16 protein-coding genes, 1 tRNA gene and 1 pseudogene are annotated in these 19,640 nt (G+C 66.0%); 9 read left to right on the top strand and 9 right to left on the bottom strand.

All coding sequences use genetic code 11. The features are described from left to right. Nucleotides 1–156 precede the first annotated feature (156 nt). The 3 genes from AC3WJD_RS13550 to pdxR all read right to left on the bottom strand — a co-directional run bounded on the left by AC3WJD_RS13550 (nt 157) and on the right by pdxR (nt 3,861). Complete coding sequence (locus AC3WJD_RS13550) at nt 157–1,824, bottom strand: amidohydrolase (protein WP_492747204.1); 1,668 nt, start codon at nt 1,822–1,824, stop codon at nt 157–159. Next, entirely contained in the window at nt 1,824–2,309 is a 486-nt protein-coding gene (locus AC3WJD_RS13545) for a hypothetical protein (protein WP_492747203.1), read from the bottom strand. The genes AC3WJD_RS13550 and AC3WJD_RS13545 overlap by 1 nt, the downstream gene beginning before the upstream one ends. A gap of 91 nt (nt 2,310–2,400) precedes the next feature. Beyond that, entirely contained in the window at nt 2,401–3,861 is a 1,461-nt protein-coding gene (gene pdxR / locus AC3WJD_RS13540; RefSeq protein ID WP_492747202.1) for a MocR-like pyridoxine biosynthesis transcription factor PdxR, read from the bottom strand. 225 nt (nt 3,862–4,086) lie between these two features. Here pdxR and AC3WJD_RS13535 point away from each other — a divergent pair, with 225 nt between their 5' ends. From AC3WJD_RS13535 to AC3WJD_RS13505, 7 genes are read left to right on the top strand one after another with little or no spacing between them, the layout of a single operon-like run. Next, nucleotides 4,087–4,683, top strand: a complete 597-nt coding sequence (locus tag AC3WJD_RS13535; RefSeq protein ID WP_492747200.1) for an FMN-binding negative transcriptional regulator — start codon at nt 4,087–4,089, stop codon at nt 4,681–4,683. Further along, complete coding sequence (locus tag AC3WJD_RS13530; protein ID WP_492747199.1) at nt 4,680–6,074, top strand: amidohydrolase family protein; 1,395 nt, start codon at nt 4,680–4,682, stop codon at nt 6,072–6,074. Before AC3WJD_RS13535 ends, AC3WJD_RS13530 begins: the two co-directional genes overlap by 4 nt. Then, nucleotides 6,071–7,348, top strand: coding sequence for an amidohydrolase family protein (locus AC3WJD_RS13525; protein WP_492747198.1), 1,278 nt, complete (start codon nt 6,071–6,073; stop codon nt 7,346–7,348). Before AC3WJD_RS13530 ends, AC3WJD_RS13525 begins: the two co-directional genes overlap by 4 nt. Then, on the top strand, nt 7,345–8,118 hold the full coding sequence (gene proC, locus AC3WJD_RS13520; protein ID WP_492747197.1) for a pyrroline-5-carboxylate reductase: 774 nt from the start codon (nt 7,345–7,347) through the stop codon (nt 8,116–8,118). The genes AC3WJD_RS13525 and proC overlap by 4 nt, the downstream gene beginning before the upstream one ends. 42 nt (nt 8,119–8,160) lie before the next feature. Then, nucleotides 8,161–9,486, top strand: coding sequence for an MFS transporter (locus AC3WJD_RS13515; RefSeq protein ID WP_492747196.1), 1,326 nt, complete (start codon nt 8,161–8,163; stop codon nt 9,484–9,486). 25 nt (nt 9,487–9,511) lie between these two features. Further along, nucleotides 9,512–10,705, top strand: a complete 1,194-nt coding sequence (locus AC3WJD_RS13510; protein ID WP_492747195.1) for a YncE family protein — start codon at nt 9,512–9,514, stop codon at nt 10,703–10,705. Continuing rightward, entirely contained in the window at nt 10,587–13,808 is a 3,222-nt protein-coding gene (locus tag AC3WJD_RS13505) for an amidohydrolase family protein (RefSeq protein ID WP_492747194.1), read from the top strand. Before AC3WJD_RS13510 ends, AC3WJD_RS13505 begins: the two co-directional genes overlap by 119 nt. Before the next feature lie 61 nt (nt 13,809–13,869). Here AC3WJD_RS13505 and AC3WJD_RS13500 read toward each other — a convergent pair whose 3' ends face one another. Together AC3WJD_RS13500 and AC3WJD_RS13495 are read right to left on the bottom strand one after the other, a co-directional pair. Continuing rightward, nucleotides 13,870–15,063, bottom strand: coding sequence for a CaiB/BaiF CoA transferase family protein (locus tag AC3WJD_RS13500; protein WP_492747193.1), 1,194 nt, complete (start codon nt 15,061–15,063; stop codon nt 13,870–13,872). Continuing rightward, nucleotides 15,063–16,562, bottom strand: a complete 1,500-nt coding sequence (locus AC3WJD_RS13495) for an alpha/beta hydrolase (protein WP_492747192.1) — start codon at nt 16,560–16,562, stop codon at nt 15,063–15,065. The genes AC3WJD_RS13500 and AC3WJD_RS13495 overlap by 1 nt, the downstream gene beginning before the upstream one ends. A 251-nt stretch (nt 16,563–16,813) precedes the next feature. Between AC3WJD_RS13495 and AC3WJD_RS13490 the strand changes: the two are divergent. Continuing rightward, nucleotides 16,814–16,936: pseudogene (locus AC3WJD_RS13490) on the top strand (ATP-binding protein); the annotation flags it as partial. A gap of 133 nt (nt 16,937–17,069) precedes the next feature. On the opposite strand, the gene AC3WJD_RS13485 reads toward AC3WJD_RS13490, so the two are convergent. After that, nucleotides 17,070–17,145: transfer RNA gene (locus tag AC3WJD_RS13485), tRNA-Lys, on the bottom strand. 18 nt (nt 17,146–17,163) lie between these two features. Next, a complete protein-coding gene (folK, locus tag AC3WJD_RS13480; protein ID WP_492747191.1) occupies nt 17,164–17,673 on the bottom strand; it encodes a 2-amino-4-hydroxy-6-hydroxymethyldihydropteridine diphosphokinase in 510 nt (169 codons plus the stop codon). 23 nt (nt 17,674–17,696) lie between these two features. Between folK and AC3WJD_RS13475 the strand changes: the two genes are divergently transcribed. Then, the gene (locus AC3WJD_RS13475) at nt 17,697–18,353 is read left to right on the top strand and encodes a uracil-DNA glycosylase (RefSeq protein WP_492747190.1); all 657 of its coding nucleotides are present in this window, start codon (nt 17,697–17,699) and stop codon (nt 18,351–18,353) included. Here AC3WJD_RS13475 and AC3WJD_RS13470 read toward each other — a convergent pair. Beyond that, the gene (locus AC3WJD_RS13470) at nt 18,340–18,633 is read right to left on the bottom strand and encodes a putative quinol monooxygenase (protein WP_492747189.1); all 294 of its coding nucleotides are present in this window, start codon (nt 18,631–18,633) and stop codon (nt 18,340–18,342) included. The genes AC3WJD_RS13475 and AC3WJD_RS13470 overlap by 14 nt on opposite strands. Before the next feature lie 89 nt (nt 18,634–18,722). Further along, entirely contained in the window at nt 18,723–19,571 is an 849-nt protein-coding gene (gene aguB, locus AC3WJD_RS13465; RefSeq protein ID WP_492747188.1) for an N-carbamoylputrescine amidase, read from the bottom strand. Nucleotides 19,572–19,640 lie beyond the last annotated feature (69 nt).

Genomic DNA, 19,640 nt, shown 5'->3' with positions numbered 1-19,640 from the left:
AAATTGGTATCGAGTCCTCCCTCCCGATACGGCAGGGCCGGAACCAAGCCCGTTATCGGCGCCTTAACAATATTGCGTTGGTTGGGCCGCTAAACATCCAGTTTGTTCGCGCGCAAGGGGGCCAAGTGGCAGTTATGTTACAGGGCCCCCGCAGACTCAGCCGAAATACTGGACCCCACCGACGATCGTCCGCAACACCTTTGCCTTGACCAGCGCATGCGGCTTGACCGCGAAGAAGTCGGTGTCCCAGGCAACGAGATCGGCAAGAAAACCGGGCGCGAGCAGGCCCAATCGCTTTTCGTTGAACCCCGCATATGCGCCTTCCTGCGTATAGCTTCGCATCGCCTGGGCCAGCGTCACGCGCTGTTCGGGGAACCAGCCCTGCGGATTCTTGCCGTCAAGCGTTTCGCGGTTGATCGCTGCATCGAGTCCCGTGAGCGGATCGATCGGCGCGACCGGCCAGTCCGAACCCATGCAGACATGTGCGCCCGAGCGGACGAGCGAGCCGAAGGCGAAGCTTGTCTTCAGGCGTTCCGCGCCGATGCGGCGCACCGCCCAGCGTCCGTCATCGATCGCATGATAGGGCTGCACCGACGCGATGATGCCCTGCTTTTCGAAGCGCGGGATGGCCTGCGGCTTCATGTGCTGGACATGCTCGACGCGGAAACGCCGGTCGCGCGCGCCATTGGCGGCGGTGACGCCCGCCATTGTGTCGAGGACGATGTCGTTCGCCTCGTCGCCGATCGCGTGCGCGGTGACCTGGATGCCCGCCTTGTCGGCGCCCTGCATCCAGTGGCGCAGAGCGGCAGGATCAGTGACGACGATGCCGCGCGTGCTGGGCTCGTCTTCATAAGGTTCGTAGAAGCGCGCGGTCCTTGAGCCCAGCGAGCCGTCGAAGACGACCTTGCAGCCGCCCCATTGCACCCAGTCATCCCCGCGGCCCTCGCGTGCGATCAGCGCCGCCTGGGCTTCCCAGTCCTTGAGCGGGAGATAATGCCTGAAGCGCAGGCCAGTTGCGCCATGCGCGCGAAGCCGCCTGGTCGAATCGAAGGTGATCGCATCCAGCTCGGTCGGATGGACCTGGGTGACGCCCTTGCTGAGCGCGAGCGCAATGCCCTGGCGCGTGGCGGCGTCGATCTGGTCGGGTGTCGGCTCGCCGATCGCGCGCAGCACGAGATCCCTGGCGGCATCCTTGATGATCCCGGTCGGCTCGCCGTTGGCGTCGCGCTCGATGACGCCGCCAGCCACATCGGGGGTGTTGCGGTCGATGCCCGCGAGCCTCAGAGCGAGCGAATTGAGGAGCAGCATGTGAAGGTCGTAGCGGATCACCGCGACCGGCGTGTCAGGGGTGACCGGATCGATCCAGGAGCGATGCGGCATTTCGCCCCCCCAGCGGTCCTGGTCCCAGTTGCCACCCTCGAGCCATTGCCCCTTTGGCAGCGCTTTGGCCGCCGCGGCAATGCGGGCGACGAATTCATTCGGGTCGGCGGCATCGCGCAGCGAGGGCTGCGACAGCATCACCGACGCTTTCACGAAATGGACATGCGGGTCGATGAAACCGGGGGTCACAAACGCGCCCTTAAGATCGACGACGCGCGTGCGCCGGCCCGTATGCGCGCGTACCGCCTCCGCGCCAATGGCGGCGATGCGCTCCCCCTTGATCCCGACTGCATCGCTGCGCACGTCCAGTCCGGCACCGGTCCAGACCCTCGCATTGACATAAGCGGTGTCGAGCTGGTCATCCCCGGCTGCGAACGCGGCGCGCGCAACGGCCGCCGCAGCGGTTCCGCCGGTCAGGGCGAGGAAAGTGCGGCGGCCCATCATCACCTGGTTGCCTTGCGCGGCGGATTCTCGGCGCGCCACTTGTCGAGCCGCGCCAGCCACCGGCCCGCCGAGAGCGGGCCATAGGTCTTTGAATCGGTATGCTCGGCAACGAGCTCGCGAATGTTGACGAAATAGGCGGGGCCACTCGGCAGGCCCAGTTCGCGCCGTTTTTTCGCCATCGCCTCTTCCTGCGCGGGGGAGAGCTTCACGCCCGTCACGGGCTTGAAGAGGATGACGTCGAAATCGGCGCCATTCTCGTGGAAGAAGATCTGGATCGGCGGCAGCCCGGCGGCGGCGGCGACCTCGTCGGCCTGCGCGATGCGGCGGATGAACTCTTCCTGCTTGCCGGGCGCCAGCTTGAAGATCTCGAACCAGGCCTCGGGCCATGCATCACTTTCGGCGGCTGGCGCCGGCGCTTGCTGCGCGACCGCGGGAGCGTGCGGCATCGCCATGGCCGCGAACAGAAGTGCTAGACGAAGTTTCATAATTTTCCCTCCTCCAAGGCCTGAACGCTCCATCCTTGGCATGGATCGTAAAACATCCAACATTCGCTAAGTTGATGGGACCAATGCGGTTTCAGCTCGCTGCCTTGCGGAGCGCGGCGAGCGCCGTGCGCGCCTCATGCTGGTTGAGGCTGGCAAAGCCGATCCTCAAGCCCTGCGGCGCATCGTCGCGCGTCATGAAGGAGCGCGAGGAGGCGAAGCGAAGCCCCATGGCGGCCGCGCGCGCCTCCATCTGGTCGAGATCGGTGTTGAAGCGCAGCCAGAAGGCGAGCCCGCCCGCGGGCATGCGGTAGTCGACCAGGTCGCCGAGCGTCCTGTCGATCTCGGCTGCAAAACCTTCGCGGCGCATTGCATAGACCTGGCGGACCTTGCGCGCATGGCGGCGAAGCTCGCCATTCTCGATCAGTTCGGCCGCGGCATCCTCGGTCAGCGTATTGCCCATCCCGTCGGTCAGCGAGACCATGTGCGCGATCGCGTCGATCACGGGCGGCGGCGCGGCCACATATCCGATGCGCAGCGCCGGCAGCAGCAGCTTCGACATCGAGCCCACATAGATGACGAGCCCCGGCGCATAGCCCGCCATCGGCAGCAGCGGCTGCGATTCGAAATGGAATTCGTGGTCATAGTCGTCCTCGATGATCGCGAAGCCGAACTGGCGCGCGAGATCGAGCAGCCGCAGGCGGCGCTCGGGGCGCAGCGAGACCGTGGTCGGGAACTGATGATGCGGGGTCACGAAGACCGCACGCACCGCGTTGCGCCGGCAGGCATGCTCGACGGCATCGAGATCGATCCCGTCCTCGTCGAGCCCGACGGGTAGGATATTGGCACCGAGCGCGCGGAACGCTGCGACCGCGGGCTCATAGGTGAGCGCCTCGACAATCACCGAATCGCCAGGCTGAAGCAGGACATGTGCGGCAAGGAAGATGCCGTTCTGGCTGCCGCGCGTGATGCAGATATTCTCCGCGGTCACGGGCAGGCCGCGCTGGCTCCTGAGCATCGTCGCGATATTCTCGCGCAGCGCCGGCGAACCGCGCGGATCGCGATACTGGAAGCCGTTGTCGCGCGACGCCCGGTGCGCGGCGGTGCGATAGGCGCGGGCAAGCAGTTCGGCGGGAAAGAGCCGCCCGTCGGGCGCTCCCTCGTCGAGCTTGAGACCCGGGCCCGAGGGCAGCGCAAGCGGCCGCTCGGGCGGCGGCGCGAAGCGATAGTCGATGGCGGCATTGCTCATCGTCGCCTCGACCTCGTTATGGTGCCGGTTGACGGGGTCGGGAAGCGCGGTCGCGACCCGCGTTCCGCGCGTGCCCGCAGAATCGAGCCAGCCCTGCGCGATCAGGTCCTCATAGGCGAGCACCACTGTCTTGCGGTTGACCCCGAGCAGCTGCGCGAGCTCGCGGCTGCTCGGCAGGTATGTGCCCGAGGTCAGGCGGCCGCGCTCGATGTCGCGGATCAGCGCCTGGATGATCTGCATATAGATCGGCGCATCGCGTGCGGGATCGATCCGGTCTCTCAGGCTGACCTGCAATGGACGCAGCATTGGATCTCCCCCTCCCCGGATTCATGCGCAAGCCGGGTACCAAGCCTAACGCGGCTCCGTGGAATGCGCAACGCCCACTGGTCCCCCGAACTTTTCGGTTTTGGTGCTTGCTGCTGTGCCAGTGCTGCGAGACAAACACGCCATGTAAAGACCGCCGAGCCGACATTGAACGGGACGTATGGGCCCGCCGACGCTGCGCAGAGGCAAGGACAAGCAGGGGGCCAGGTGGGGCTGTTCGAAGAATTTGGTGATGCGGATATTCGTGCGCTGGTGGAGGCCTATCCGCTTGCCTGGGTCTGTGGCGGCGATGCGCCGTTCGAGGCAAGCCTGCTGCCACTGATCGGCGTCTATGACAGCGACGGCCGGATGGTCGAGCTGATCGGGCATCTCATGCGGTCCAACCCGCTCTATCACGCGCTGCTGCGCAATCCGCGCGGCACGATCCTGTTCGCCGGCCCCGATGCCTATGTCAGCCCGCAGCATGCCGGGCGGCGCGACTGGGCGCCGACATGGAATTATGCACAGGCGAAGATCGGCGCGGACATTCGTTTCGACGACGCGCTCACCGAGCCCTCGCTCGAGCTGCTCATCGATGCGATGGAGAAAGGGCGGCCCCAACCCTGGGACGCAGGCGAGCTGGGTGAGCGATACAATTCGATGCTGGATCGCATCATCGGGTTCCGGGCAACGATTACGAGCCTTTCGGGGAAGTTCAAGCTGGGGCAGGACGAGACGCGGGAAACGCTGCGCACGATCCTGGGGGCGCTGCCCGACGCGCAGACGGTCGAATGGATGAGGCGGTTCAACAAGGGGCGGGAATGATGGCATTGGGGGCGAGGCTTGGTTCAGCGATAGCCGCGGCATTGCTGCTGGCGGTGTCGATGTCGGTGGGGGCGCAGCGGGCCGCCCCCGCGCCATGGCAGGAGGACCCGTTCCCCAGCCGGTATCAGCCGGCCGGGCCCGACGACATGCTGCTGCGCAACGCGACGATCCTCGATGGTGCTGGCGGACGCATCGAGGGCGGCGATGTCCTGGTGCGATCTGGCAGGATCGCCGCGGTCGGCAAGGGCCTTGCCAATCCCGGGGTGCGCGAGGTCGATGCAACGGGCCGCTGGGTCACGCCGGGGGTGATCGACGTCCACAGCCATGACGGAACCTTCGTCCTGCCGCTGACCTCGATCGACCGCGAGGCGTCGGACGTGTCGGAGCAAAGCACGCCCAATGTTGCCGATACCTGGATCGAGACCGCGGTGAACGCGCAGGACATGGCCTTTGACCGCGCGCTCTCGAACGGCGTCACCACCATCCAGATCCTGCCGGGCTCGACGCCGATCTTTGCGGGGCGCTCGGTCGTGGTGAAGCCGCTGCGTTCGCCGACGGTGTGGGGCATGAAGGCGACCGGCGGCGTCCAGGGCTTCAAGATGGCGTGCGGCGAGAACCCCAAGAGCTGGGGTGCCGAGAAGGACAATGACGGGCCGACGAGCCGGCAGGGCGTGATTGCCTATATGCGCCAGGCATTCATCGACGCGCAGCGCTACAAGCGTTCGGTCGAGCGCGCGCGTCTCGCGGGCACCCAGGCACCGCCCCGCGACCTCAAGCTCGAGGCGCTTGCGGGCATCCTGTCGGGCGCCGTCCGCGTCAATCTCCACTGCTACCGTGCGGGCGATATCGCGGCGATGCTGTCGGTCGCGAAGGAGTTCGACTTCCGGATCGGCGCGATCCACCACGCGACCGAAGCCTACAAGATACCGGGACTGCTCCGCGAGGCGGGCACATGCGCTGCGGTCTGGGCGGACTGGTGGGGCTTCAAGATGGAGGCGCAGGACGCGGTGCGCGCGGAGGCGCCGCTGCTCGAGCGTGCGGGCGTCTGCGTGATGATGCATTCCGATTCCGCGGCCGATGGCCAGCGCCTCAACATCGCGGCGGCCAAGGCCGCCGCGGCAGGGCGAAGGATCGGGATCGACATACCGCCAGAGCGGATGATCAAATGGACGACGAGCAATCCTGCAAGGCTGCTCGGCCTCGACAAGCGCATCGGGACGATCGCGCCGGGTTTCCAGGCCGATGTGGTGCTGTGGTCGGGTGACCCCTTCAGCATCCGGAGCAAGGCCGATCTGGTGCTGATCGATGGCGCCATTGCCTTTGACCGCGCGAAGCCGCGCGCGGCTCCGGCCTCTGATTTCGAACTGGGACGCAAGGGGGTCGGATCATGAGAATGTTTGTGAGCCTCATCGCGCTTGCGGTGGCATCGCCGGTCGCCGCGCAGTCGCTGGCGGTGGTCAATGCCGAGGCCTGGACGATGGAATCGGACCAGCCGGTTCGAAACGCGACGATCCTCGTCGAGAATGGCCGCATCACCTCGGTGAGCGCGGGCGGCGCAGCACCCGCGGGTGCTGTGGTCATCGACGCCCGCGGCAAGCCCGTAACACCGGGGTTCGTCAACGCCGCCACGCAGATCGGGCTGGTCGAGGTTGCCTCGGCCGACGACACGCGCGACCAGGCGTCCACCGACGAGCGCAATCCCGGCTATGATGTCAGCCGCGCGCTCAACGGAAATTCCACGCTTGTGAGCCTTGCGCGCGCCGACGGTATCACGCGCGCGCTGATCTATCCCGCGCCCTCGCGTCAGGCGCCCTTTAGCGGCGAACCTGCGATCGCGCGGCTTCGCGACGGCGTCGACATTCTCGACCGTCCCGGCGTCGCGGTCTACACGGTGATCGGCGGGGGCGCCTGGGACCGGCTGGGCGGGCGCGCGCAGCAATGGAGCGCGCTGCGCAAGCTGCTGAGTGACGGCAAGCGCGCGGCCGCAGCCGCCGCTGCCCCGGACAGGAAGCGCAAGGACAAGCGTGGAGGCGCGCCTGCTGCGCCGGGCCCCGGCGGCCCCCATGACAGCTATCTCGCGATCCGCGACGTCATTGCGGGCAAGCTGCCGCTCGCCATCCAGACCAATCGCGAATCCGACATCCGTCAGGCGGTGCTGCTGGCGCGGGACCTCGGGGTCAGGGTGATCATCGTCGGCGGGGCCGATGCCTGGCGTCTCGCCGACGAACTCGCGGCCGCGAAGATACCCGTGATACTCGATCCCCAGGCCAATCTGCCGATGGCGTTCGACCAGCTCGGCGTAAGGCAGGACAATGCCGCGATCCTTCAGCGCGCTGGCGTGCAGGTCGGCTTCGGCATGGCCGGGGGCGCGATCCACATGACCTATAATGCAGGGCTCGCGTTGCGCGAGGGCGCGGGCATCTCGGTCGCCAACGGGCTGAGCTATATCGAGGCGCTGCGCGCGGTGACTGTCAATCCGCTGGCGATATGGGGGCAGGGCGGTGGCATGCTGACCCCGGGCAGCGACGCTGACCTGGTGGTCTGGGACGGCGATCCGCTTGAACCCTCGACCAATGCGGTGAGCGTGATCATCGAGGGGCGCCAGGCATCGAGCCGGTCGCGCCAGGACCTGCTGGCCGAGCGCTATCGCGACCTCGGCCAATGAGCATCTTGCTGGTCGGATGCGGTCGGATGGGCGGCGCGATGGCGCGCGGCTGGTCCGGTTCGCACCGCGTGTTGATCCATGACCCGGTGCTCGCCGCGCCGCCCCCGGGCTCTGCGCGCGTCGAAGCGATCGAAAGCGTCGAGGGTGGCGACGCGCTCACCGTCGTGCTCGCGGTCAAGCCGCAGCAATTCGCAGCCCTCGCCGATGCACTGAGGCCGCTCGCCGACCGCGGCGCCTTGTTCGTGTCGATCATGGCGGGGATCACCATCGCGCGGCTCGCGGGCGTGCTCGGAACGGGTCGCCTCGTGCGCGCGATGCCGAACACGCCTGCCGCGATCGGCAGGGGGATCACTGCCGCCGTCGCGGGGCCCGGGCTGCGTGACGGTGATGCAGACCGCGTCGATCGGCTGCTTGCCACAACGGGCGCGGTCGCCTGGCTCGGGGATGAAGCGCAGATCGATGCGGTTACCGCATTGTCGGGGAGCGGGCCGGCCTATTTCTTCCGCTTCGCCGAAGCGCTGGCTAAGGCAGGTGTCGAGGCCGGCTTGCCCGCGCCGCTCGCAATGCAGCTGGCGCGCGCGACCTTTACCGGAGCTGCGGCGCTTGCGGAATTCGAGCCAGACCTTGCCGGGCTCAGGGAGCAGGTGACCAGCCCCGGCGGCACGACGGCGGCGGGGCTCGCCGAGATGGATTCGAACGGCGCGATCGACCGGCTGTCCTGCGCGGTCGTGGAGGCGGCTGCCGCGCGCTCGCGCGCACTTGCACTTTGATATGAGGATGCCGGTCGCAAAAGGCCGGCACGGGAGAGGACAATGACACGGATTTCCGCGCAGATCGGCGTGCCCGCCGACGGGGACACGCGTCCTGCCGAAACTCACCTGCTCGATCGCAGGACGCGCGCGCGTGCAGCGGTCGCGGGCTCGGTCGGCAACCTGATCGAATGGTATGACTTCTACGCCTATGCCTATACCGCGCTCTACTTTGCGTCGGCCTTCTTCCCGGCTGGCGACCGGACCGCACAGCTTCTGAACGTCGCTGCGATCTATGCTGCCGGCTTCCTGGTGCGGCCGCTCGGCGGATGGTATTTCGGCCGCTATGCCGACCGGCACGGGCGCCGGTCAGCGATGATCGCCTCGGTGGTGATGATGGGCGCGGGATCGCTGCTCGTCGGCCTGTTGCCTACCTGGGAAACGATCGGTGCCGCGGCGCCCGCGCTGCTGCTCGTGGCGCGGCTGATGCAGGGTTTTTCGACGGGCGGCCAATATGGAGCGGCTGCAACCTATCTGAGCGAGATCGCCGAACCGGGACGGCGTGGCTTTTTCGCCTCCTTCCAGTTCGTCACGCTGATCGGCGGGCAGCTGTTCGCACTGCTCGTGGTCTTCCTCCTCCAGGCGACGATGAGCGACGCCATGATCCGCGAATGGGGCTGGCGCCTGCCCTTCATCCTGGGGGCGGCACTCGCGGGCGTTTTCATCCTCTTTCGCGACCTGATGCACGAGACCGCCGAACCCCAGGGCAATCCGGGCGATGCCGGGTCGCTCACCGCGCTCATGCACCATCCGCGCGCGATGTTCACGGTCATGACGCTGAGTGCCGCAGGGGCGGTGACGCTCTATACCTTCACCACCTATATGCAGAAATATCTCGTCAATACCGCGGGGATGGACGTCACAATCGCGAGCCGGACGATGCTGGTCGTCACATTCGCCTTCCTGTTGCTGCAGCCGGTTCTCGGTACGCTGTCCGACCGGATCGGCCGCCGAACCAACCTGCTCATTTTCAGCGGCGGCATGACGATCTTCGCGGTTCCGCTGCTCGGCGCCATCGGGCAGGCCCAGACCATGTGGACGGCAGGGCTGCTGGTGTTCGCGGCACTGGCGATCATGAGCTTCTACACATCGGTTTCGGGCCTCTTCAAGGCCGAGCTGTTCCCCGCCAGCGTGCGCGCGCTCGGGGTAGGGCTCGGCCATGCGATCGCCTCGGCGATCTTTGGCGGGACCGCTGAATATGCCGCGCTGCTGCTGAAGCAGATGGGGCATGAGGGGCTCTTCGCCTGGTATGTGTCGGCCGTCTGCGCACTTGCCTTTGTCGTCGCGCTCAGGATGCGCGAACCGCGCGCGCATGGCCATCTCAACTGATCTCGAAGTAACCGGAGTCCGGACGATGAAGCTCATTCATGTTGCCGCATGCTTCGCCCTCATGTGCGCGGGCAGCGCTCCCGCCCGGGAGGTCGCTTCCGAACCACCCTATGTCATGGCGGCAAGCGTGACGCTGCCGAGCAGCGACACCGGCTGGGACTATGTGAAGTTCGCGCCCGGCAGCGCCCGCCTGTTTATGGCACGGCTGAAGGACGGGCTGACCGTCTATGACGTCGACAACGGGCGGGCGGTGATGACCCTGCCCAATTCTGCTCGCGCCAATGGCCCGATCCTGCTGCCCCAATATGATCGCGGCTATGTCGCCATGGCCGACGGCTCGCTGCTGAGCTTCGCACTGAAGTCGCTCAAGGTGATCGCGCGCACGCCGCTTGCCAGGGATGGCGGCCTCAACAGCGGTTCGCTCGATCCGGCGACGGGCCGCCTCCATGTCATCACCGGTTCGCGCCCGGCGGAATCGACCTGGTTCACGATCGATGCGGCAACGGGCAAGCTGCTCGCAACCACGCGCTTTCCGTTCCGCAAGATGGACGACCCGGCCGCCGACGGAAAAGGCCATCTCTACGCACCAGCGCGCATGGACGGGATCGTGCTCAAGCTCGATTCAGCGACGCTTGGCGAACAGGCGCGCTGGGATGTCGGGTGCAATGTGTCCAAGATGAAGTATCTTGCGGACACGGGCCGCCTACTTGGCGCGTGCACTGGGGACAAGCCTTCGGTGTTCCTGCTCGATCCGGCAACCGGAACCGTCACAGCGCGCGTTCCGATCGGCAAGGGGCTCGACGCGCTCGCGATCGATGAGGATCGTCACCGGATCGTGTCGAGCAACTATGAGGGAACGATGACGGTGATCGGGCATGAGGGTACCGATGGGCTGCGTCATCTCGCCACGGTGCGGACCAGCTTCGGCGCGCGGATGATGGATATCGATCACCGGACCGGCCGGCTTTACCTCGTCAACGCGGATTCCACCGCATTCCCCGGCAGGGACGGCGGCGAGGCGGTGACGCGCTATCATCCGGACAGCTTCCGGGTCGAAGACGTGGCAGCCGAACTGAGACGGGTGCGAAGGGGGAGAGGCGATGAAGCGGCCGGCACTGCTGGTACTGGTTTCCACAGCCGTGCTTGCGCTTCCGGTTTGCGTCCGTGCCGAGGCGCAGTCTGCGCTGCCGATGAAGCCCGCCCGGACGCTCGACTATGAGGTGACGAGCGGCACCTTCATGTCGCTTGCCGTCTCGCCCGACGGCAGGACGATCCTCTTCGACATGCTCGGCGAGATCTACGCGATGCCCGCAAAGGGCGGGCGCGCGGTGCCGGTCGCGACCGGCATGGCGTTCGAGGTGCAGCCGACCTTTTCGCCCGACGGCAAGTGGATCGCCTATGTCAGCGACCGGTCGGGCGGCGACAATGTCTGGATCGCGCGCACCGACGGCAGCGGCGCGCGGCGTATCAGCGACGGGGACGAGGGGGCGGTGCGCACCTCGCCTGAATGGAGCGCCGACGGCAAATATGTCTATGTCAGCCGCTACCGCATCCGCATCGACCGCTACGAGCTGTGGCGCCATCCCACAGACGGCGGACCGGGCGAGCTGGTCGTGCCGGCGAGGCCCGGCGAAGACGCGCCGCGCGCCACATGGCAAAGCACTCTGGGCGCGTCCGCATCGCGCGACGGCAAATATCTCTATTATGCCCGGCGCACCGGCGACCTCTCGTTCGACGAACCGGTGCCCTGGACGATCATGCGTCGCGACCTTGCAACCGGCACCGAGGAACTCGTGGTCGGCAGTTCGGGCGGGCGCGAGGCGAGCAGCGAGACCTTCTTCCGCCCCGTCATTTCCCCCGACGGAAAGCTGCTCGCCTATGCGACGCGGCGCATGGCTCAGACGCGGCTGCGCCTTCGCGATCTGGCGACGGGCATCGACCGCGACCTGGGGCCAGCGCCGCTCGACCTGATGAACGGTGCGGCCTGGCTCGACCTCATTCCGCGCTATGCCTTCACCCCGGACAGCAAGGCGATCCTGATTGCCTATGAGGGCAGGATCGAGCGGCGACCGGTTGACGGTGCGGCTGCGGCACGCGTGCCTTTTACGGCCAGGCTGAAGCTTGCGGTCGGACCGGGCACGCGCATCGCGTTTCGCGAGCAGACGGGCCCCGTCCGCGCCAGATTGTTGCAAGGGACGAACGCTTCGCCCGATGGCAAGCGCGTTGCCTATGCAGCGCTCGGCAGCATCTATGTCCAGGGTGTCGACGGCGGTGCTGCGGTGCGCTTGCCGATCACAGGCGACGCGCCCTCGCTGCCCGGCTGGAGTCCCGATGGATCGCGCATCACCTATGTGACCTGGGGCGAGCGTAGCGGCGGCGCGGTCTGGACGGTCGCGGCCGACGGTTCGGAAGCGCCGGCAAAGGTCAGCGACCTCGCGGCCTTCTATACACATCCCGCCTACACACCCGACGGTACGACGATCCTGGCCGTGCGATCGTCGGCCGCGGCACGGCAGCAATCGAGCTTCGAATTCGGCACGGTGCGCCCGGCCGAACTCGCGGCGATCCCGGCGACGGGCGGGGCGGCACGCGTGGTGACGCGCGGAACGCTCGGACAGCGGCCCCATTTCACCAAGGGGCGGACGGATATCGCCTATCTGCTCGGCGCTGAGGGATTGATCGCGGTCGACCTTGCGAGCGGCGAGCGTCGGCCTGTCGCGACGGTGAAGGCGCAGGGCTATTATTTCTCCGACCGGCTCGCGGATGCCGACGACATCAGGATCAGTCCCGACGGCAAATGGCTCGCGGCGCAGGCGAGCGAGCAGCTCTATGTGCTACCCGTGCCCGCTGATCCGGGCGCTGTGGTCGATCTGACCGCGCCCGGCGGCACCGCGCGCAAGGTCACCGGCATGGGCGCCGATTTCTTCGACTGGCGCGCCGATGGAAGCCTGATCTGGTCGATCGGCAGTTATCTGCAGATATTGCCCGACACGAGCGCGCCTGTTCCCGCCTCGCATGTCGAGCTGGTCGCCGAGCTGCCGCGCGCACGGCCGAGGGCAAGCATCCTGCTGCGCGGCGCGCGCGCGCTGACGATGGCGGGCGGCGACAAGCTGATCGAGGATGCCGACATCCTCGTCACTGGCGACCGTATTGCCGCGCTCGGCCCACGCGGCAGCTTCGCGGTGCCCACAGGAACGCCGGTGCGCGAACTCGGCGGCAAGACGGTTATGCCGGGTTTCATCGATGATCACGATCATATCGGTGGCGTGCGCCGCAACGTCATCGGCTATGAGGAGTGGGGCCTGCGCGCACGGCTCGCCTATGGCGTCACGACGTCATTCGACCCGTCGACGCTTGGCATCGACCAGATCGCCTATCAGGACCTGATCGACGCGGGGCTCGTTATCGGGCCGCGGCTGCGCTCGACCGGGCCCGCGCTCTTTTCCAAGGAGCGTTTCACGTCGCTGGATCAGGTGCGCGGCGTGCTGCGCCGCTATCGGGAAGCCTGGGGCCTGCGCAATATCAAGCAATATCGCGGCGAAAGCCGCGTCACTCGCCAGTGGATCGCGATAGCCGCGCGCGAACAGGGGCTGCTCCCGACGACCGAGGGAAGTCACAACGCGAAGCTGATCCTCACCCAGATACTCGACGGCTATGCGGGCAACGAACATGCGCTGCCGATCGCGCCCCTCGGCGAGGATGTGCTCAAGCTCTACCAGCTGACGCGCACCAGCTATGTCGCGACCTTGCTGGTCAATACGAGCGGACCGGCGGGGCGGCATTATTATGTCGCCCGATATGACTCGGCGCTCGACGCGAAGGTGAAGCGCTTCTGGCCGTCGAGCGCGATCGCGCACAAACTTGCGCGCCGTGAATGGGGTTCACTCGACGCGTCGCGCCTGCCGGTGCTCGCCGCCGACGCCACGAGGCTTGCCGAAAAAGGCGCGCTCGTCGGCATGGGCTCGCACGGCGACGAGCCCGGCATCGGCTTCCACTACGAGATGGAGGCGCATGCGCTGGGCGGCATGAAGCCGATGGCGGTGCTGCACGCGGCGACCGCGGGTGCGGCCGAGACGATCGGACGGCTCGACGACATGGGGACGCTAGAGGTCGGCAAATATGCCGATCTGGTGGTGTTCGACAGCGATCCGCTGGCGGATATCGGCAACACGAAGTCGCTGTCGCTGGTGATGCGCAGCGGGCAGTTGTTCGATGCGAACACGCTCGACGAATTATGGCCGGTCCGGCGCAAGCTCCCCGCGCCGTGGTTCGTGGATGGCGAGAAGGCGATGCAATGGCTGCCGGCGGAGCCGCGCGACTGACGGTCGGTCGCGATGCCGAAATCGATCTGCCCTTGGAACGGGATGAGGCGCGCGCAGCAGGCTAGCCGGCCGTTCGCACGATCCCCCCGGCGATCAGCGCTTCGATCTCGTCTTCGTCCAGGCCGCACGTCCGCAATACCGCCTCACTGTCCGCGCCCAGCGCGCGGGGCGCAGTGTCGGGTGACGACGCGATCCCTGCGAACAGCACCGGCTGCGGCAGCGTACGCGCGATGCCTTGCGGATAACCCTCCGGTATGTCGAAAAAGCCGATCTCCGCCAGATGCGGGTCGCTGAGCAGGTCGCCGATTCCGTTGACTTGCGAACAGGGAACGTCGCGCGCCGACAGCGCCTCGATCCACTCCGCGGTACTGCGGGCCGGCAGGTTCTCCGCTATCAGCGCGTAAAGTTCGTCGACGTGCGCCGGACGCTCGCGCGGGTCGTTGAACCAGCCGGTCTGCGTTACATCCTCGCGGCCGATCTCGGCCAGGAAGGCGCGCCACTGCCGATCGGTATAGGGGAGTGCCGCTATCCAGCCATCGGCGGTCCGGAACGGGCGCCGATTGGGTGACAGGATGCGCGGATAGCCGACCCCGCCGTCGATATCGAACGTGGCTTCCGCAAGATGCTCGTTGAGCAGGAAGGCGGCGAGTGCCTCGAACATCGGTACCTCGACCTGAATCGCACCGTCATGGCCATTGGCGCGGGCGACGAGCGCGGCGAGGATGCCATAGACCGCGTGCAGCGCGGCGACCTTGTCGGCCAGGATCGTCGAGACGAAGCTCGGGTCTCCGCCCGTCGCGGTGGAAAGGCCGGCGACCCCGCTCGCGGCCTGAATGATGTCGTCAAAGGCCGGGCGGTCGCGATAGCGCCCGCGCTGGCCAAAGCCGATGGCGGCGCAATGGATGATCCGGGGGTTGATCGCCGCCGTGGCCTCGAAACCGATCCCGAGCCGCTCTGCCGCCTCAACGCGCATATTGTGGAGCAGGACGTCCGCGCTTTCGATCAGCTTCGCCAGCGCCGCGCGGCCCTCGGGCTTCTTCAAATCGATCGCCAGCATCCGCTTGTTGCGGTTGTTGTTGACGAACAGCGCGCCGCCGACCTCGCCGCGGGGGAAGGCATCGCGAGCGATATCGCCTTCCAATGGTTCGACCTTGATCACCTCTGCGCCCAGGTCGCCAAGCATCTGTCCAGCATAGGGGCCGAGCACGACCGCGCCGACCTCGACTACTCGAATCCCCCGCAGCAGCGGCAGCATTACTCGCCTCCCTGACTATCGGCCGCTGGTACCGGTATGCGCGAGCGAATGACCTGCCCGAACAACTGCGCCGTCCGGGTGGCGGCATGGTCTGCGTCCTCGATCACGCCGCTGTTCTGCAGAAAACTGTGATTGAGCGTGGGGTAGTTGAGATAGACGACGCTTACGCCCTCGCGCTCCAGCCGCCTGGCATAGGCCCGGCCGGAATCGCGCAGTATGTCGAATCCTGCCGATGCGAGAATTGTCGCGGGCATGCCCTTCATGCTTTTTGCCATGATCGGCGAGATCTCCGGATTGTCGAGGTCGCCCTTGGGAAAGACCGCGTCAATGGCGAGCGCTGCGAAAGCGCGATCCAGGCCATAGCCCGCGCCGAACAGCGCGTAGGAACGATAGTCGCGCGCCCTGAGATCGACCGCCGGATAATAGAGCAACTGGTAGAGCGGCATGGGCTTGCGCGCGGCAAGCTGCCGGCCCGAGACGTTCACCGCGAGATTGCCGCCCGCGCTGTCACCGCCAACACCGATGCGGTGGGGGTCGCCGTCCAGTACGGCCGCATTGGCGCGCACCCAGTGCCACGCATCTTCGGCGTCATCCCAAGCAATGGGAAAGGCGTGTTCGGGGGCGAGCCGGTAATCGACCGAGACCACGATTACGCGCGCTTCGTTCGCGATCAGTCGCGCGACGCGGTCGCTCGCATCTAGGCTGCCAAAGAGCCAGCCGCCGCCATGAAAATAGACAAGCATCGGCAGCGCCCCGGATTCGCGGGTGACCGGCCGATAGACGCGAACCGGGATATCGCCGTGCCGACCCTTGACCACAGCGTCCCGAACCTGCGCCATGTCGGGCGTGACTTTGGTCTTGAATATCCAGGCACGGTTGGCGCTCGCCCGCAGCGCTGCGCGCGATTCGGCGTTCGCGAGCGGATTGCCGCCGGCGGGTGACGGCTGTCGCCAATATTTGACGAACATATACTGCAGCTTGGGATCGAGCGTCTGTCCGTCCACGACTTCGCGCTTGTCGCCGAGCTGTTCCAGAAACCAGCTTTCGGGCTTTTGCAGAAGTTCGAGTTCCTGGCTTTCGCGTGGCGTAAGTTGCTGTGCCGAAACCGTGCCGCAGAAGATCGCGAGCGCCAGACAGGCAGCCACGGAGAGAAGGGGCTTGCGCATGCGTGCATCCTTTCGGGGCCTTGCTGCCATCATATCCAGAACCCGGTCGACGCTTCGACGCCACAGGTTGGCAACGATGGGCATCGATCTGGCCTGGCAACCATCGGCGGCGGATAGTCTGGCTGGCGGTTCTGCAGACATGATCAAGGCCTTCGCAATGACTCCCAATGGATGAATTCTAGGTCTTTCTGGACCATCTTGAAGTTCCAAGATGAACATGTGTTGGGGACCATGACAGCGGTGCCGTGGGAAAGTCGAGCCGATCACGGTTTTGCTTCTTGGCAGCTTTTCTTCATTTTCTGCCTGGAAGTGGACCGGCGGCTTCCGGCCCATTTGCGGCACTCCCGAGAAAAGGATCTCCCGGATATAAGCGTGGCGACGGGCTGGCTGGCGGCCCCATGTCCGCTGCTCTAACGCACAAAAGGTCGGGAATTTTGTGATGGACCGCTGATCAATATCTAGCGTCTTGAAATTTGTGTCATTTCTTGTGTCATTGACTATTTTGCAAGTGTCTTCTAAGAGAGAAAACCGATGTGAATTCATTGGTTTAGCCGCGTCGATGAATGGCGGTTCGCGACATCATAATCCGCGAGTTCGCGACCTGCCGCTGGATCGCGTATGGCGATACGACGCTGTTCCTGGGGCCGCCGCCCGGAACCGGCAAGACTCACTTGGTTGTGAATTTAGGACGCGAGGCCATCCGGCAGGCGCCGGCGCGGCAAAACTGCGGGTGAGCGGCAAATCGGCCTCCCAGCATGACCAAAGTGTTACCTAAGGTGTTACCTATTGGGGCGTTTTAACCGGGCATCGATTGATATCTTATTGATTTTTATGGAATTTTGGTGAGCCGTGCTGGATTCGAACCAGCGACCTACTGATTAAAAGTCAGTTGCTCTACCGACTGAGCTAACGGCCCTCACCAAGGCGGTTTCCACTAGGAGCGCGGGGCCCTGCGGTCAACCGGGGTTCTGCGCTCGAGGCGATAAAGATGGTGCTGCACGGAATTACCGGTGAGCGGATCGCGCCAGTCAGGGGCGATCGCCGCCAGCGGTTCGAGCACGAAGGCGCGCTCGCGATAGTGGCGATGGGGAATGCCGAGGCCGTGCGAGGCCCAGATCCCCCCCGACCAGAGGATGATGTCGAGATCGAGCACGCGCGCGGCCCAGCGCTGCGCGGGGCGTCGGCCAAAGCCGCGCTCGATGCGCTTGAGCCGGGTGAGCAGGGCAGGGGGCGCGTCGTTGGACCGGATCACCGCAGCTGCATTCGCGTAGCGTCGAAGCGACGGCCCCAGCGGCGCGGTCTCGATTATCGGCGACGCGGCAAGGATGGTGACGCCCTCGGCCTCGAGCGCGGCGAGCGCGGCGGCGATCACGCGCCGCGGCGCGCCGTAGCGGCGGTGGCGCTTGTTGGAACCGAGCGCGATCGCATAGGTTGAAACCGGCATGGTTGCGCGCCTATCCCGATCGCATGTTCATTGAAAGTCCGATCCCGCAGAGCGAGCCGCCGCGCGACTGTCCGCGCTGCCCGCGGCTGGTGGCATTGCGGCAGGAATTGCGCGTCGTGCATCCCGATTGGTGGAATGCGCCGATCCCCGCTTTTGGCGATGCCGAGGCATGGCTGGCGATCGTCGGGCTGGCGCCGGGGCGCAATGGCGCCAACCGCACGAGCCGGCCCTTCACGGGCGACTATGCGGGAGACCTGCTATTCGCGACGCTGGCCAGGTTCGGGCTCTCCGAGGGAAAGTATGAGGGGCGCGTCGACGACGGTATGCGGCTGAGCGGCGCGATCATCATCAACGCGGTCAAATGTCTGCCACCCGAGAACAAGCCCACGCCGGAGGAGATCCACACCTGCCGCCCGTTTCTGGAGCAAAGCCGGGCAGCGCTGCCCAATGCGCGCGTGTTCATCGCCTTGGGCCAGATCGCACACCAGTCGATCGTCAAGGTACTCGGCGGCCGGCTGCCCAAGGCCCGCTTCGGGCACCTAGCCGAACATCGCATGCCGGGCGGCGAGCTGGTGATCGATAGCTATCATTGCTCGCGCTACAACACCAATACCGGCCGGCTGACCCCCGCGATGTTCGAGGCGGTATTCGAGCGCGCGATCGCGCTCAGACCGTTTTGAGATAGTCGAGATAGGCGCCGTCAGGCGGGCCATCGAGCGCGCCCATCACTGGCGTGAGCGTATCCTTGGGCAGGTGATCGCGCGCGGACTTGTGCGCGTCGACCGACTCCCACTTCTCGATGAAGACGAAGCGGCGCTCATTGCCGACGTCGCGCAGCAACTCGACGCCTTCGCTGCCAGGAACGCCGCGCACCGCGTCGGCGAGCTGGCGAAGCGCGGTTTCGAGCGCTGCGTCCTTACCCTCGGCGGCGTGCATGATGTAGTGACGGGCGACAGTCATAGGAATCTCCCTAGTCATTTTGTCGATAAACGCGGCTACTGAACGTCAAAACAGGAATTTGCCTATCAGAGGTGCGGAGCACGCCGGGATCAAATATCCTCGGCGAGCCGGGCATAGAGATCGGGGCGACGGTCGCGGAAGAACCCCATGCCCGCGCGGTGCCTGCGCGCGCGGTCGAGATCCAGCGTGGCGACGATCGCGCCGGTCTCGTCGCGGCCGAAATTCGCCTGATAGTCGCCCCACTCGTCGGAGATGAAACTGTGGCCATAGAAGACCTGGCCGTTTTCGTTGCCGATGCGGTTAGCGGCGATCACGGGCACGACGTTCGAGACGCTGTGGCCGACCATCGCTCGCTGCCACATGCGGCTGGTATCGAGTTCGGGATCATAGGGTTCTGAGCCGATTGCGGTGGGATAGAAGAGCAGATCGGCGCCCATTAGCATCATCGCGCGCGCGCATTCGGGATACCATTGATCCCAACACACACCGACGCCGATCGTGCCGTAGCGCGTCTTCCACACCTTGAATCCGGTATTGCCCGGTCGGAAGTAGAATTTCTCTTCATAGCCCGGCCCGTCGGGGATGTGGCTCTTGCGATAGACGCCCATCACCCGGCCTTCATCGTCGATCATCGCGAGGCTGTTGTAGTGGTGCGGCCCGTCCTGCTCGAAGAAGCTGGTCGGGATGTACACCCTGAGTTCGGCGGCGAGCTTCTGCATGGCAAGCACCGCGGGATGCTCGGCGGTTGCGCGCGCGCGCGCGAACAGCGATTCATCCTCGACCTGGCAGAAATAGGGGCCTTCGAAGAGCTCAGGTGGCAGGATGATCTTCGCCCCGCGCGCGGCGGCGTCGCGCACGAGATCCGAGACCGCGGCGATATTGGCGTCCAGGTCGTCGGTAAGCGCGAGCTGCAGTGCGGCGACGGTGATCTCGGTCATCGGGCAAACCTTTTCAGAGGCGATCCTCGCCAGATAGAGACGCGGCGTCGTGCGGCCAAGGGGCATGGG

This window comes from Sphingobium sp. FW306-1B-F04DB (genome assembly GCF_058781925.1).
This window is presented reverse-complemented; position numbering and strand designations above follow the sequence as displayed.